The 16816-nt window shown below is 53.3% G+C and carries 10 protein-coding genes; 6 read left to right on the top strand and 4 right to left on the bottom strand.

All coding sequences use genetic code 11. The features are described 5' to 3' along the window. Positions 1–81 precede the first annotated feature (81 nt). From RBB49_RS23735 to RBB49_RS23745, 3 genes are all read right to left on the bottom strand, one after another. On the bottom strand, positions 82–1029 hold the full coding sequence (locus RBB49_RS23735; RefSeq protein WP_306145392.1) for a glycosyltransferase family 2 protein: 948 nt from the start codon (positions 1027–1029) through the stop codon (positions 82–84). A 136-nt stretch (positions 1030–1165) separates the two neighbouring features. Beyond that, positions 1166–2056, bottom strand: a complete 891-nt coding sequence (locus RBB49_RS23740) for a glycosyltransferase (RefSeq protein ID WP_306145393.1) — start codon at positions 2054–2056, stop codon at positions 1166–1168. 48 nt (positions 2057–2104) lie between these two features. Further along, positions 2105–3472: an O-antigen ligase family protein gene (locus RBB49_RS23745; RefSeq protein ID WP_306145394.1), complete on the bottom strand. Its 1368-nt coding sequence runs from the start codon at positions 3470–3472 to the stop codon at positions 2105–2107. A 616-nt stretch (positions 3473–4088) separates the two neighbouring features. On the opposite strand from RBB49_RS23745, the gene RBB49_RS23750 reads away from it, so the two are divergent. The 6 genes from RBB49_RS23750 to RBB49_RS23775 all read left to right on the top strand — a co-directional run bounded on the left by RBB49_RS23750 (position 4089) and on the right by RBB49_RS23775 (position 13182). Beyond that, entirely contained in the window at positions 4089–5555 is a 1467-nt protein-coding gene (locus RBB49_RS23750) for a lipopolysaccharide biosynthesis protein (RefSeq protein ID WP_306145395.1), read from the top strand. Positions 5556–6029: 474 nt separating this feature from the next. Beyond that, complete coding sequence (locus tag RBB49_RS23755) at positions 6030–9008, top strand: right-handed parallel beta-helix repeat-containing protein (protein ID WP_306145396.1); 2979 nt, start codon at positions 6030–6032, stop codon at positions 9006–9008. 466 nt (positions 9009–9474) lie between these two features. Continuing rightward, entirely contained in the window at positions 9475–10410 is a 936-nt protein-coding gene (locus RBB49_RS23760) for a glycosyltransferase family A protein (protein WP_306145397.1), read from the top strand. A gap of 146 nt (positions 10411–10556) precedes the next feature. Beyond that, a complete protein-coding gene (locus RBB49_RS23765) occupies positions 10557–11474 on the top strand; it encodes a polysaccharide pyruvyl transferase family protein (protein WP_306145398.1) in 918 nt (305 codons plus the stop codon). Between the two features lie 352 nt (positions 11475–11826). Beyond that, positions 11827–12543 carry an SGNH/GDSL hydrolase family protein gene (locus RBB49_RS23770; protein WP_306145399.1) on the top strand — a complete coding sequence of 239 codons (717 nt, stop codon included), beginning with the start codon at positions 11827–11829 and terminating at the stop codon, positions 12541–12543. Positions 12544–12819: 276 nt separating this feature from the next. Then, positions 12820–13182 (top strand): DapH/DapD/GlmU-related protein, encoded by a 363-nt coding sequence (locus tag RBB49_RS23775; RefSeq protein WP_306145470.1) that lies wholly within the window; start codon positions 12820–12822, stop codon positions 13180–13182. 117 nt (positions 13183–13299) lie between these two features. Here the strand turns inward: RBB49_RS23775 and RBB49_RS23780 are convergent, their stop codons facing one another. Beyond that, positions 13300–16299 carry a right-handed parallel beta-helix repeat-containing protein gene (locus tag RBB49_RS23780; RefSeq protein ID WP_306145400.1) on the bottom strand — a complete coding sequence of 1000 codons (3000 nt, stop codon included), beginning with the start codon at positions 16297–16299 and terminating at the stop codon, positions 13300–13302. Positions 16300–16816 lie beyond the last annotated feature (517 nt).

The raw sequence follows: 16816 nt of genomic DNA on the forward strand, positions 1-16816 counted from the left end.
CGCGGACAAAGCTCCGGCGGTGGACATGGATTTCGGGAAGGCGGCACGGTGCGGTCTTGAGGAGAGCCCTTGTTTCAGGCGTTACTCCCCTGAAATCCATTCGTTCTGACGTTTGGCGATCGACGTCCAGACGTCGAGGGAGTCACGATGCGAAGCCTTGTTGCCGGTCCGTGAAAGCACAAAATACGCAGACCGCCTGACGTTCACGTGCAGCTTGAACAACAAAACGCCCAAAGCAACCTGACCGTCAGACCAGTGCTTTCGGATAAACCTCATCTTTGCTCTGAGAAGACGAACCATCTTGTCTGAGCGCACCGGCTCCGAAGCGCCGCCGTAGTGCACGATGGAAGCGTCGGGGGTAAAGAGTGCTCTGACGCCTTGCTTGTTGGCGCGATAACACAGGTCAGCCTCTTCCGCATACATGAAGAAGTCGGTGTCGAAGCCTTCGAGCTGATCCCAGAGTTTCCGTGTTGTCAGAAAGAAGCAACCCGTCACGATTTCGACCTCGCGAACGCGGTCGCGTTGCCACTTGCCGTATTCTTCCCTGTTGATCAGATCGGATTTCGGGAAAAGGCGCGCCAGGCCCGTTGCGCCGGTGAAAAGGGACCACGGGGACATGAACCTCCAGCAGGAAGTCGGATTGAGCGATCCGTCCTTGAACTCGGTCCGGCCACCAAAAATGCCTGCGTCAGGCCGGCTCAGCGCAAACGACATCAGATTGTCAATGGCACCGTCAAAGCACACCGTGTCAGGATTCAGCAGTAAAACCCACTCGGAATTCGTCGTTTTGATCGCTTCGTTGTTCGCTGCGGCAAAGCCGATGTTGTCCTTGGAGCGAATGAGCTTTGCCTGTGGGAACTGCTGAGCAATCAAATTGGCGGAATCATCGCTTGAATCATTGTCGAATACGGTCACCTCGAAGTTTGCGACCTTCGTGGTTTCGTATACCGACCTGAGTGCATCCAAAGTCAGGTCGGCGGTGTTGTAACTCACAATGATTATTTCGAGCGTCGGATAAGTGTCTGTCATCTAATTTGTCTGTTCAGGAATGAAATCGCCGAAGCGATCTTACCCGGGAAGTCCTTAATTTCGTTACTCGGAGACCTGAGCAGCAAATTGCTGTTCCTCTCAGGGTGAAATTTTGGTGAGTGGTTGCTTTGCGAAGTTAGCGGGCTTCCTTTCGAAGCTTGGCAAAAATGCTTGAAGCTATGGCTTTCGAAACGTACCGCCAGTTGAACGGTTGCAGTTTTGCCGCTTCTTTCGCATGGCTGCTGGCCTCGCGATAGCGTTTGTTGGCCAAAAGACCGCCCGAGACGCGGTAATGGTGGCGCGCCAGTTCTTTGGGGTAAGCGCTCCAGAGTTCCGAGTGCTTTCCCAGAAGCTGAATCTGAGCGTTGACCCGGTTCTCGGACGAGCGGGTGATCGAGTTGCTTGACATGTGCTGTTCGACAAGAACTTCATCGAGAAAAGCGATTGGCCCTTCCAGCGATACCCTGATCATCATTTCCCAATCATCCAGCGATCGGAACTCCGGGTCCATACCGCCAATCTTTTCAAACACATCCCGGCGGATCATGACCGTCTGTGTTGAAATGAAACTGTCGCTCAGAAGCGAACTGACAAGATCTCCTTCAAGGTGGCTGGTGATGTCGTTGGGGACCCGGAGGATCTGGACGCCATCCTCAAAACAATCCATCGCGCAATAAACAGCCACAAAATCGCTGTCTTTGACTTTTTCAACCTGTTTGGAGAGCTTGCTCGGATACCACAGGTCGTCGCTGTCCTGAAACGCCACCCATGAAGATTTTGCCAGCTTTGCGCCAGCATTGCGCGCGCCGGCGGCCCCCTTTGGCCCCTCGTTGACGATCACCTGAAGCCGGGGGTCTTCGATTGACCGCAAAACCTCGAGCGTCGCATCTGTCGAGCGGTCGTCGACGGCGATGACTTCGAAGTCCGGATAGTCCTGCGACAACACGCTGTGTATCGCCTTTTCAACGGAGCTTTCTCTGTTGTAGCAGGGGATGACAACGGAAACGCTTTGTTCTGCATCGCTCATGAAAGACAAATTCCCATCAGAAAGACAAGCAAGCCGTAGTGTCGGTGATCATGTTTTTGTCAGTTGCGGCTTTGATCGCTTGCGCGTGTATTGAGCCCGTCGAACCCTTTTGGCTGGCGCTTCGTCTTCTGCACTTGTCACGTCCTGGTCACTGGTCGACATGATGTAATGCGCCACAGCACCGCCGTATCCGAGCAAAATGAAGAAGAACGGCAACATCTTTCCGAAGAAGGCAACGGTCGCTCCCGCCAGGAACAGGGAAATGAAGGTGAAGCAAAGGGCCTGCCGCAGTCCATCCAGCCGCTGGCTTACTTTGTCGTGAGCATAAAGCTTGCGCATGATCAGATACAGGATCATCAAGATCAGGATGATCCCGGGAAAACCACCCTTCATCGCCACGAGCAACCAATTGTTGTCGATGCTGGGCGACATCCAGCCGGGGCGCGTCCACTCTTCTGGCCGAATACCTATGAACGGGTTTGCGAGGACGTCGTCGATGCCGTTTTCCCAGATGTGAATACGGTAGTAGCCGGACTGAGGGTTGAGCGCCAGGCTGGTTGCGATGATGCCGATAGGACCACGATTGCTGAGGAACGAAAGCGCCGTGAAAACAAAGGCGCATGACCCGATCAAAAGCATCGCGCGATGCTGAAGGAAGCGCGAGCAGCGTTCACCCACCAGAAATGCAAGCTGAATTATCATGGTCAGGATGGGCGCGGAGGAGGCTGACAGGATACAGCCAAAAGCGAGCACTGCCGACTTGAAAACGCCGGAGACATTCGTTTTCGCTGTCGCAAACACCAGACTGATCATCGACGAACAGAAAAGGCCGTACAGAATTGGATGTTCGAAGATTGATGCGGCACGCAGCATGCCGAGGCGGTAGTCTTCCTGGATCCAGTAGTAGTAGCCTGAAATGCTTCTCGCGATGTCGTGTACGAACCTCTCCTGCAAAATGACCGCTTCGGGAAAGGCGAGAAGTATCGCCGGGATCATCAGGATAAAAACCAGATTTGGGAAGGCGAACAGCTGTCCCGGCGACTTCAGCAGGAAACGTATGACGAAATAAGGTGTAACGGTTTCGACAAAATACGAAACACCGGGTTCGAAGCCTGCGCTTCCTCTCTTCAGGATTTCACAAGCGAGAAACCAGAAACCTTGAATCAGAATGAGATTGTCGAAGATCCTGAGCTGTTTTCGTTGCTCGAAAAATTTGAAGATGACGTAGAACGTGAGGAGGAACGCGAGCGCCCTGTAAAGCGGAAGGAACAGACTACCGGCGCGAATGGACAACTCGATTGGAACGAGAATCATCAGAGAAAGCAACAGAAACACCAGAATCGGCACTTTTTGAGCGCCGAGCGAAGACTGGTGGTCTTCTCGTTCGACCTGGTTGCCAAGTGACCGGTCCGTCAAATTGAACTACTCCTCGAGAGTTGTCTAAGCCGTTGGTTTTATCGTTTCAGCTATAGGAAAATAATCTGCCTGGTGATTCTTTTTTCGAATTCGATACGCAATTAAACAATAGCTTTATTAATCAAAGCTGGCATATCCAGCCCGGGAAATTCAACAAGAGGAAACACGCATTGGCGCGTTGTCACCCTTTGAGCCGATCGGATGTGTTTCGCTGGTTTTCTCCACTGCGTACACAATGATCCGGCCGGCGCGACTATATGTTCTATTTCATTTGCAAAAAAGTGGGTTTCCTGGATCGGCGATGTTTTGTGAAGGCAAATTTGCCGAAAGAGTAAATAGGTTTTCGTTGCACGGAGATCGCATTGCATGCCCTTTTTCAGGCAACGGCGAATGTACGGATCAAGGTTCTTTTTTTAGCGGACCGGATGCGCAATGACAGGCGAGTGTTATCAAGATGCTCTTTATAAACACATTGATGGTAGACAAATCACGCAGGACGTTCGGTTACAGCGTGACTGACAGGCTCATGGCTGCATGAGTTGGGATCGGCTTCCGCAAAAAATTTCGGTTCACTCCATTTTCGTGGAAGTCCCGTCCAAGCGTACGAAAGATTAAAATGAAACGACTTGTAGTTTCAGGAGCAATGTGGGTCGGCATTGGCCAAGCCGTGCGAATGCTGACCACCTTCGCGACTGTATTTGTTCTTGCAAGGCTGCTGACGCCGACCGAGTTCGGCGTTATCGCGATCATCATTGCGATCGCACTGGCCGCAAACGTGCTGGGTTCATTCGGATTGGGGCCGGTTGCAGTCCAGAAGGAAGAAATAAACGACGACGAATTGAGCACGATTTTCTGGTTCAATCTCGTTGCCTCGGCCGCGCTGACGCTTTTCATCGTGGTCAGCGCCGAATGGATCGCGATTTTCCTGGAAGCTCCCGAGCTCACGTTTCCGTTGCAGGTTTCCGCGATCATCTTTCCGGCAACAACGGTTCGTGTCGCGCACCGCGCCATTCTGGAACGCGCATTGAATTTCAAAAAAATTGCGCTTGCGGAAGTGATCGGCACGATCGCCGGGGCCGCTGTCGCCGTCGGCCTGGCGTTCTGGGGAGCCGGGATCTGGGCGCTGGTGGGCCAACAGATCACCTTGGCCGTGACGGCAAGCGCGTCTTATTTTTTCATGAGCCGATGGTTGCCGCGCTGGCATTTTTCTTTTGAAAAATGCATCGAGTTTCTGGTGACGGGATGGAAGCTGACGGTTTCGGAAATTCTGGTTCTGTTTTCGACCAACATCAACAGGCCGATCATTTCGATTGCATTGGGCATCGAAGCGCTTGGCTTTTACAATTTTGCGCAACAGCTGATCAGCTACCCTTACCGCAATGTTGCGGCCGTGCTGCAAAGCCTGTTGTTTCCCGTGTTGTCGCGCGTTCAGAACGAAGAAGAGAAGTTTACCCACATACATCTGAGTTTCCTGCACATCCTGGCGCTGGTCATGACACCGATCGTCGTCGTCATTTTTGCGATGGGCGAGAAAATCGTGCTGGTGTTTTTTGGGGCCAAGTGGCTCCCGATCGTCGATTTCCTTTACCTGATAGGTTTCGCGGCGCTGATCGGCGCGTTCAGACAGGCCCTCAAAAGCGTTCTCCTGGCCAAGGCAAAGGCAAATGTGCTCATGGGTATCGAGACCGCGAGCACGATCTTGAATATCAGCGCGTTGCTGATTGGAGTGAACTACGGTCTCAAGGGTGTTGCCCTGTGCACGCTGATTGCTGCTTCGATAACGTTGACGCTCACGATCATATTTTTTGTCAATTATCTGAACTATCAGTATCAGGCATTTTTCAAGGTTCTGTTTCCGGTGTGCTTGAGCAATGCCCTAACGGCGCTCGTGCTTCTCGCAGACCCTGCGAAATATGTGACCGACAGCGCGTTCGTAAATATTGTCCTGTCGGTTTTGCTGGCAGGCGTCATTTATGTTCTGGGTGAACTTTTGTTCGACAGAAAACGGTTTTTGTTCTTGTTGAACACACTCCAGGAAGCGCTCCTCAAGCGTCCGAAGCCAACGATCGAGAGTGCGCAGTAAACAACAGCGCCCGGCGAATTCAAGGGCCTATCCGGCCGGAAAAAGTGAAGTCAGTTCGGGTGCAGCTCAAATGCCCGCATTCGCGCTTTCTCAAGCGGAACCACTGCAATACGCGCCGCCGCAGGATCAGGCATTTCTTCAAGACCGGCGTGCACACAGTGCAGCGTCGCCCTGCATTGGCCGGAAGAGCGTGGCGCATCCTGATATGTTTTGTACCTCCTTCTCCATCGCCGGTTGCTTCAGGTGAAGTGGCTTCAAGGTCGAATGGATTGTGTCTTGTTCAAGTGGAACGCAATTATTTGATATTGCCATGTCTTTGTTCATTCAGAAAAAATCCTGAAAAATTATAGTAAAGAAAGTGTTTAACCGTTCAATCAACCTGTATAAAAATTGAACTGTTGTATTATATCGAATATAAAACTGATTTTGATACTTCGCTAGCTACCGGTTACTTTCTGGGAGCAAGCGAACGCCATGGAATATGTCGTTAATAGTCAGGCAGAGTTGAACGAGGCACTCAACAACGCGGTTGCTGGCGACAGCATCGTCCTCGCCAAGATAGATGACAGCTACACCATCCGCATGCATGACATGGACTTCGCTGGTGAAGGAATATCGATCTCCTCCCAGGATCCGAACGACATGGCGATTGTCGACACGATCCATCTGACCGCGTCTTCAAACATTCATTTTTCACATCTCGATGTGAACTCCCACACCTACGATTCTGGGCGTGCCGACTGGCTGACCGACGTATATGTCACCGACAGCAGCGACATCTCGCTTTCCAACTCGGTGTTCTCGGGAGACGCGACCGAAGCCCGGTTGACAGCGGACAGTTACGGTGCGGAGTCCTTTGCCACAATCCGGGAATCGGATGGCTTTGTCCTCGAGAACAACACCATTTCGAACTACAATTTCGGGCTGCTTCTGTTGGAGACCACCGACGTAACGGTCAACAACAATGAATTTCACAGCCTGCAGGGCGATCCGATCCGGATGGGTGGCGTCCAGAACGTGGATATCACCAACAACAACATTCATGACCTGCTGGGTACGGACGAGAGTCTGAACCACATGGACATGATCCAGATCTGGTCGACGTCCACGACCCTCGTCACGAGCGATGTCACGATCTCCGGCAACATCCTGGATGCCGGCAACGGCGTTGCCTCGCAGAGCATCTTCATCCGCAACGAGAAGGTTGACACGTCGGAGAACGCCAACCTCGAGTATTACTATTCGAACATCACAATCGAAGACAACCTGATCTACAATGGTCATTTGCATGGCATCACCGTTGGAGAAACGAACGGTCTTGTGATCAACAACAACACGCTGGTGACCAACCCGCAATCGAGCATGATTGTCGCAGGCGGGGAAAAGAACGTTACTTACAACCCTGCCATCAACGTTGCCAGCTCCTCGACCGGCGTGACGATCACGGACAACGTTACCTCCGCCGTCACGGCACCGGACAGCGCCAACGTTTCCGGCAACTACCTTGTCGACTACGTCAACCAGTCGGCCGACAATTACGTTGGCAACGTGCTGGTGTTTGCGCAGAACGGCGGTGATCTGTCGCTTGATGACTTGAAGTTCAACCCTGACGGCCCGCTGGGTTCTTCCGATATCGGCGCCAAGGTGTCGCAGTTCGACGATACGCCGGACGCTCTTACGCCTGTCGTCACATTGGAGAAGGTGAGCGGCCTCGAACAGGTCTTGAACCTCAGCGCTGACTATACAGCGGACGCGAATGGCTTTGTCGACGCGTCCGATGCGACATTCACGTGGACATTCGAAGACGGCACCGTCTTGAGTGGCCAGACGGTCCAGGTTGCGTTCGAGCAAGCCGGTGAGTTGAGCGTGAGCCTTACGGTCGAGACAGACGGCGAGAAGGTCACTGTTGAAAAGACCGTCCATGTGGAAGACCCGGTCATTTTCTCCATCAGTGCTGACAACGGAGTCGTTGAAGACAGCTCTTCCAATGATGTTGATTTTGTCGCCAAAACCGTGTCCGACACAATCCATATCGGCGACGGCTCCACCTTCGAGGTGACCCGGAACAACTCAGAGATTTACAGCCTCGAGCAGTTCACGTTGAGTTTCGACATGAAGCGCGACGCGGTGTCCGGTCTTGCTGAAACAGTCGCCATGCTGCACCAGTCCATGTCGCTGAAACTGACGGATGACGGGGAACTTAGTCTGGGACTGACCAACAATGAGGGGGATCGGTTCGAACTGGTTTCCTCGGGCGCGGATTTGAACGACACCGGCTGGCACAATGTCGTTCTGAGTTTCGACGGCATTGCCGGCAACCTTGAATTATATGTCGACGGCAACAAGGTCGGCGAAATGGAGGCCGACGGTTCGACCAAGAACAAGGAATACTGGGGGCTTGTGTTCGGCAATCCCTGGAAGTCCGGCAACGGCTTCAAGGGAGAACTCGACAACATCAAGATGACGTCCGATCCTTATACGACGCCACAAGTCTCGCCGCCCGACATTTCGGATCCGGACGAACCGGTCGATGAGCCTGTCATCCTCAAGTTCACCGATGACGACGATGCGGGCACCGGTATCCGGGTGAGCGACTACGATGACTATGTCCAGGACAAGGGCACGGTGGCAGTCTCGAGCGAAGGTGAGAGCATCACACTCTACGGGAATGCCTGGAAGGTCCTCGATATTGAAACGAATATCGACTCAGACACGGTGATCAGCTTCGACTTTGAAGCGGACATCATGGGTGAGATCTTTGCCCTCGGCTTCGTGAAAGACGGCAAGCTCCTGCAGGAGAACGTTGTTCAGTTTGGAGGCACGCAAGACTGGGGTCATCAGTATGGCGACCAGTACACGACAGCAGGCGTCTCCCAACGATTTGATCTGATGGTCGGACAATACCTTGAGGGGACGGTCGACCAGATCGTTCTGATTGCGGACAACGACGCCTATGGCGGCGGTACGACCAATTTCTCGAATATCTCGATCGCGGCAGAAAGCAACGAACTCGAGGTAAGTGGCGTCCAATATGACATCAAAAGCTACGAGGCCGGCGTTCAGGACTTCGGTTTGAGCGAAGTCAGCGAAGACGGCTCGGAAATTACGCTCACGGGCAACGCCTGGAAGCAGATCGAAAAAGATATCGTTATTGATGAGGACACGCTGCTTTCCTTCAACTTCGATTCCCGGAACGAGGCCGAGATTTACGCGATCGGTTTCCTGAAGGACGGCAAGGTCGAGGAAGACCACGTCTTTGAACTGGAAGGAACTCAGAACTGGGGAATACAGGACCTCTTCAACGAAGGCGATGACGGCTTGTTCAATATCAATGTTGGAGACTACTTCCAGGGAGAGTTTGACGGGCTCGTTTTGATTGCAGACGATGATCGGAAGAAAGACGCGGACGCAACGTTCTCGAACATCTCAATCGGCGACTGGGACCTGGCCTGACCAACTCGGCATCCGAAATCCGTTACCTTGTGCAGAACCACCCGGCAACACTGTTGCCGGGTGGTTTGCTTCTCAAGCTCGTTTCGCGGTCTGCGCAATTTCTATCGGCGGACTGTTGCCCTTCCTGACAGCCGAGCGAAGAAGGCACCTGCATGAGCGCGGGAGACTGGTTGATGGACCCGCAAATGAGGCCGAGATGGTTTGGACCTGACCGGATTTCGTCATTCACATGCCATTTCAGTCGAATTTATGGGCCCATCTCCTTAGGATCATGCAGTGCAATTAATCCTAAACGAACATCACATAAACCGGTGTTGATCTCCTTTGGTCCCAAAATGTATTAAGTGCAAGCCGGCGCGCCAAGTTGGTGCCGTCCGTGGTGTTTCAAAACGGCAGAATGTCAAAATCGATTTCCTCCCGCATGCCAACAGACTAAGCGATGGATATCATTGGTGAGGCCCCAGACGTGGAACTTTCGATTGTTATTCCTCTCTTCAATCGCGCGGATCTGATCGGCGCCTGCATTGAAAGACTGCCGATCTCCTCCGGCGTTGAACTGATCATCGTTGACGACGGGTCAAGTGACGGCTCTGCAGAGGCCGCCAGAGCGGCAATCTCAAAACATCCGGCAAAGGATCAGATACGCCTTATCGAGCAGGAAAACGCCGGTCCGGGTGCGGCACGGAACAAGGGTGCGGCGTCTGCGGCGGGCGACTGGCTGGGGTTTCTCGATAGTGACGACCTTTGGGCACGGGAAACGGTCGCCGATGTCGTCAGCGCAAAAAAGCATCATCCGGACACCATCATGATGTTTTTGCAGACCAGGGATTTTGTGACGGATCAGGGACCGCCCGGAGACGATCCGCGAAAAACGGATGTCGTGAGACACGACCGCTTCCTGGCGGCCGTCGAGCAAGAAGAAGACATGCGATTTGCCTCGTGCAACGTCGTTGTTCGTAAAGATGTTTTTCAAAGCCTCGGCGGGTTCACCGGCGATGTTTTGTGTAGCGAAGACAGCGATTTGTTTTTGAGAGCGGATCGCCACGGGCCGGTATTGTGCCTGACGGGGCCCTGGCGCGTAGCGCACCGGGTTGGGGAAAATGATTCCCTAAGCTTGAATGCGCCTAAGGTCATCCAGGGTTACGAGTTCATGCTTGCTCAGGACACTAAGGGCGAATATGGCCAGAGCGACAGTCTCAAGGAAGCGTTTTTTTCCAAGGCTTCGGTTTATACGATCAGGGTCGCATTCGCCTGCGGATACGTGGCAACCGCCTACAAGCTTTTCTTCCGGGATTTTGGAAGGATTTCCCGGCCAACAACGAGGCACTGGGTCTGGCGTTTGCCCCTGACACCGTTGCTCAGTCTGATCAGACCCAAGAGTTTTCCGATGCGATGGAAGTGAGCAGAGCCATTTTGATGCGACACAAATCCGCCGTAGCCGTCAGGGGGACATTCCTCATCGCAGGAGCGATCTGTTCCTGATCCTCAAACCAAGCCAGGGGTCTTTGACGTCTGCGAGCGAATTCCAAAAGAATTGGATGTAAATACATGGACTTGTTCTACTATCACGACAAGGCGGGCAATTTTGGTGACGACCTGAACGCCTGGCTTTGGGACGAACTCCTGCCTGAGTTCAGGGACATGGATCCCGGCGTGACACTGGTCGGCGTGGGAACAATCCTGAACAAAGACCTCGATTTGCCGAGCACGAAAAAGCTGGTTGTCGGTTCAGGCTGCGGATATGGAAATCTGCCGGAATTTGACGACGAGGACGGCTGGGATATCCGGTGTGTGCGTGGTCCTAAAACCGCAAAGCAGTTGGGCCTCGATCCGGAGTTGGGTGTCCTTGATCCGGCAATGATGATCCCCTTGTTGCCTGAGTTCGCGGGCATCGAAAAGAGCGCTGACAGCGTCATTTTTATCCCGCACCATTCCACGGCTGAGCGGCACCCATGGAGCGACATTCTGCGTGGTTCAGGTATTGACTTCACGTCGCCACGCGGTGAAGCAAAGGAAGTGATCAGGAAAATTGCCGGCGCGCGCCTGGTACTTGCTGAATCCATGCATGCCGCAATCCTTGCAGATGCCTTTCGCACTCCATGGATTCCGGTCTCGCTTTCCGACACGTTCAACCACTTCAAATGGAACGACTTCGCCCAGTCGCTTGGCATCGACCTGAAGGTGATTGAGCTTTTTCCTGAAATCGCAAAGATCAAAACATTGCTGGGCCGGTCTCCTGCGCACCAGGGTTCGCCCGGAGCAGGGTCAGCGCAAAGCCGACCGGCAACGGCGCCGGCTCCTGGGTGGCGTCGAGCGATACGAATTCGGATTGAACGACTGTTGCTGCGAGGCAGAATGAAGAATGTGTTGGGTACGCGGCCAACTCTGAGTGACGAAAACACTCTCAGATCAAAGCAGGAAAAGCTCCAGGCAATCCTTGATGTGATCCGTAATGACTATTCATGAGCCCCGCAAGGCATCTGCGGCGTAAAGACCCTGAACGCCGCGCAGGCAAAAAGCCCGATGCGAACCGAGCCACTATTGAAGGGCGTTGTGGTGGCGGGGACCGGCGGCTTAAAGAGGCAAGGAAGCACACATCCATTTGTTCGCTTGACCGCCGGGCTGAGCCGAGCGGCACAGTCTGAACGTATCAGGCTTCGGCAAGGCTCAGGTTGAAGATGACCCATAGGCAACTCAATTGCCATTGATATGCAGGCGATGAAGCGGCTGCAGCGCGGAAGACGGACGACTGTTACATTCGGGTGCGCCCATGCTACCCTAAGCCCAACCTCGCTTTAACGACGGGAACAACTGGTCAGTGAAGCAAATCATCGCGTGCGAGGCATTTGAAAAAGGTCTTTTTCTGGTCCTGTCGAGAAGCAGGATTTTGCACACACTTCTGGCATTTCTTAGCTTGTTGAATGTGTGCCGGGCCGAGATCGGACAGCACGAGGCGGACGACGGCTTGAAAGTTGTAGCGTTCGGTACATCATTTACGTCGCGCGCACTTTGGCCGGAGCAACTGGAACAATTGCTGACAGAGTGCACTGACCAGGATGTGACCGTCACCAAGGTGGCCAGGGCAGGGGCAACGTCGGATTGGGCCCTGAAAAACCTAGCTTCCGTTGTGGCAGAAAAACCGGACGTCGTCGTGATTGAATTCTACATAAACGACGCGGCGCTTAACAGGGCCATGCTGCCATCGACGAGCAGTGAAAATTTTTCGAAGATACTCAAGGCATTACGTTCGGATTTGCCTAACGCACGGGTGATCGTGACTGTCGCACACACACCTTGGGGCGTGAGCAACTGGGCGCGCCCGTTCCTTCAGTCGTACATTTCCGCGCATCTCGATGCCGCGGCGGCTTTGGACCTTGAGGTCATCGATTTTTCAGCGAAATGGGCAGCCTTCCCCAGGCGATCCCTTGAACAACTGATCCCGGACGGACTTCACGCCGACCCATCGGCGGAAGCTGAACTCATGGTCCCTGTTCTCGCGAACGCCATCGCTCCGCTGGAGTGCCAGGACGGCTGACTGAAGGAAAGCCGCTTCCGGCAAGGTGGTGGCATGGAAGTTGAAACGAACAAAAGACTGAAATTTAATGTATTGGTATCGAAGATGCCTTATCGATTTTTCGGAAGTCTATAGCAGTAAGCCAGGATCGGAAATGGCACTATTTTTTAGTCTCCGATACTGGTGCGTTGTAAACAGAAAGTGTTTGTGTTGATGTTCAAGTCATTGAATCAATTCATCCGTCTTCAAAGAGCGCTGGTCGCCATCAAACGTCAGTATCTCGTGAAAGTCTGGGGGATGAATATTCATCCGACAGTCGTTATGTCGTTGAGTGCCCGTCTGGATAAAACGAACCCTGGTGGTATTCACATAGGGGAAGGGACATACATCGCGTTCGACGCAGCAATACTTGCACATGACATGACGCGGGCGATGAAAGTGGACACGCGGATTGGCAAAAACTGCTTCATCGGCGCAAGAAGTATCATCTTGCCGGGCATCGAGATCGGCGACAGTTGTGTGGTCGGGTCAGGCAGTGTTGTCACCAAGAGCATACCGGCCGGGTGCGCGGTCGCAGGAAACCCGGCCAAGATTCTCCGCGAGAACATTGAAACGCTCAAGTTCGGTCGTCTCAAGGACAAGGTGCCCGAAGAAAAGTAGAGAAGGCGGGAAGGGCACTTACGCAAGCACCTGCATCTCCCCAACATCCTCTGCTGCCCTCATCGTGAGGTGAATACCGGGCGGACAGCCGTCAGTTCTCGGCCATGGCCTTGAGCGTCAGGCGAAATCCGCATCTCCGATAGTGATGTTTGAGAATGTCGCATCTGCGTCGGCTTTCAGATCGTCATCTGCGATCAGGACAATGCCGTCGAACTCTCCCCGGAAGTGATCACCAACCAGGACCTCGTAATGGCCGTCCTCTCCTGACTCGAACAGATCCTGTCTGCCCCAGTTTTGCGTGCCTTCCAGTTCAAAGACGTAGTCTTCCCGGATCTCGCCATCCTTGAGGAAGCCTATGGCGTAAATCTCGGCTTCGTTCCGGGATTCGAAGTTGAACGAAAGCAGCGTGTCTTCGGTGACAGTGAATTCGGTTTCGATTTTTTTCCAGGCGTTGCCGGTGAGCGTTACTTCCGTTGAATCGGCGCTGATTGCGGCAAGGCCGTAGTCCTGGATTCCTGTCTTGAAGCTTTCGACCGGCAACTGGATGCCGTTTACCAGGAGAACATCCTTCGAATTGATGGATATATTGGAGAAATTCGTGGTTCCGCCGCCATAGGCGTCGTTGTCCGCGATCAGGACAATTTTTTCGACAGAACCGGTAACGTGCTGGCCGACCTTGAGTTCAAAACGTTGAGATACGCCAGTCGTGGAGTATTGTTCGCCGAGCTGATGGCCCCAGTTTTGCGTGCCGCCAAACTGGACAACATTCTCTTGAACGAGCTTACCGTCTTTGACAAAGCCGAGGGCGAAGATTTCGCCCATGATGTCCGCCTTGAAGTCGAAACTGATGACCGTATCCGCATCGATGTTCGTCTGCAGGTCGAGGACTTTCCAGGCATTGCCGTAAAGCGTGATGCTTTCGCCTCCACTCGAGACGGTTACGGTGCCCTTGTCCTGAATATTGTCATCGAAGTTGCTCACCCGAATTCCGGCACCTGTGCCGTCGTCATCCGTGAACTTGAGAATGATGGGTTCAGCTGAAGAGTTGTCCGGAGGGCTGCTTGACGGCTGATCCGGAACGGTGATGCCGGGCTGCGAATATGGCGTTGTCGAATAGGGGTCGGACGTCATCACGATATTGTCCAGTTCTCCCTTGAAGCTGTTGCCAGACCTCCAGGGATTGCCGAACACGAGCCCCCAGTATTCCTTGTTCTTTGTGGAGCCGTCGGCCGACATCTCACCGACCTTGGCACCGTCTACAAATATTTCCAGATCGCCGCCGATGCCGTCGAAACTCAGGACAACGTTGTGCCAGCCGGTGTCGTTCAAATTCGCTCCTGTGGAAACCAGCTCGAAGCGTTTACCCGCGTCATTGGTCAACCCGAGAGCCAGCTCGCCTTCTTCCGTCAGGGTCAACGACATCGCCTGATGAAGCATGGCCAGGGTTTCGTCCTGACCGGAAACGGCTTTGCGTTTCATATCGAAGCTCAGCGTAAACTGATCGAGGCTGTAAATTTCCGAGTTGTTCCGGGTCACCTCGAAGGTGACACCCTGTCCGATATGGATCGTCTCCGCGACGTTACCGGCAACGAAGTCGACATTGTTGGGGGAACTGTCTGTCACCTTGCCGCTTTTGGCGGTCAGGGAGAAAATAACCGGATCTTCGACATAGACAGTCTTGCTAACCGTCGCCTTTTCACGGGCTGTCTGAACCGTGAGACTCACATTCAGATCACCTGACTGATCGAACGCCACCTGTACAGATTGCCCGCGCAGGACGGTTCCGTCTTCGAATGTCCATGTGAATGTTGCATCGGAGGCGCTGACAAAGCCTCTTGCATCCGCTGTATAGTTTGCCTTCAGGATGAAAACCTGTTCCAGCCCGTTCACTTTCTCCAGCGTGACAACAGGGTTCAGCGTGTCGGGACTACGGTCGAACTGGGACACCTCGGCACCGATGGAAGAGGAACCCAGTGGACCGTTGGGACTGAGCCTCAGGTCCGAAACGTCAACGTCTCCACCGTTTTGTGCAAACAAGAATACGTTGCCGACATAGTTGTCGGCCGACTGGTTGACGTAATCGACGAAGTAGTTCCCTGAAACCCGGGCGCTGTCCGGCGCCGTGATGGCTGAGGTGATGTTGTTCGTGATCGTCACCCCGGTTGCGGCATTCGCAACGTTGATGGCCGGGTCATAGGTAACGTTCCGGGTTCCGCCGCCGACGATCATGCTCGATTGCGGGTTGGTCACCAGTGTGTTGTTGGAGATGACAAGACCGTTCGTTTCTCCAACGGTGATCCCGTGCAAATGCCCGTTGTAGATCAGGTTGTCCTTGATCGTGATATTCGAGTAGTAAAATTGAAGATTGGCGTTCTCTGACGTGTCCACTTTTTCGTTGCGGATGAAAATGCTCTGCGAGGCGACGCCGTTGCCTGCATCCAGAATGTTGCCGGAAATCGTGATGTCGCGTGTAACGAGGTTCGTGGAGGTCGACCAGATCTGGATCATGTCCATGTGGTTCAGACTCTCGTCCGTGCCCAGCAGGTCATGAATGTTGTTGTTGGTAATGTCGACGCGTTGAACCCCGGCCATCCTGATCGGATCGCCCTGCAGGCTGTGAAACTCGTTGCCGTTGACTTTGACGTCGGTCGTTTCCAGAAGGAGCAGCCCGAAATTGTAATTCGAGATCGTGTTGTTTTCCAGAACGAAGCCGTTCGACTCGCGGACCGTGGCAAAGGATTCAGCGACGTAGCTGTTCGTCGTCAATCGCGCCGCAGTGGCGTCTCCTGAAAACACCGAGTTTGAAATCGAGATGTTGCTGCTGTCGGACACATACACATCCGTCAACCAATCAGCGCGGCCCGGATCGTAGGTATGCGAGTTCACATCGAGATTTGAGAAATGAATATTGGAAGACGCGGTCAGATGGATCGTGTCAACGATCGCCATGTCATTCGGGTTTTGCGAGGAGATCTTTACGCCGCTGCCGGAATAGTCCTTGTCATGCATGCGGATGTTGTAGCTGTCGGCTATCTTGACGAGGACGATGCTATCGCCAGCAACAGCTTTACTGAGGGCCGCGTTCAACTCTGCTTGACTATCGACGACAAATTCCATGGCGTTCTCTTGCTCCGGGTATCTGCAAATTTGGAACAGGAAGCGGACGAAATGCGAAACGAGATAGGTCCGAGCTGTCGCCACTCCAATTTGGTGACGATATCTCCTATGTTTGCTGTTTAAATCGCGCTTAATCTCTTAACAAATATCGTTATCCACGCTTTAAATCTCACAATTTGGAATGAACGTGCCGTTCAGTCGTGTTTGGAGCAGCAAAATCAGCTGCGGCGAATCTGAATCGGGTGTTTTTGACAGGCGGCTGCAGCGCAAGTGGTTGAGGACCTGACTGCACACTGCGGTCGTTTTTCCTTTCGCGGACCAAATTCAGCCTGGGAGCAAGGCCCTTTCGTGAACGCAATGTGTGCCATGTGCTGCACCCGGTCGCGCCTTTTGTGAACAAAGAGGGGTGCGCCATCAGAAGATGATCCGGAATGCAGGTGGAAGAGAAATTTACGGTTTTGTTGATAAGAGCAGTCGAACAGCGAAAAAGATTTCTGGATTACAATCTTTCAGCGAA

The organism is Roseibium sp. MMSF_3412 (genome assembly GCF_030733265.1).
Lineage (GTDB): Bacteria > Pseudomonadota > Alphaproteobacteria > Rhizobiales > Stappiaceae > Roseibium.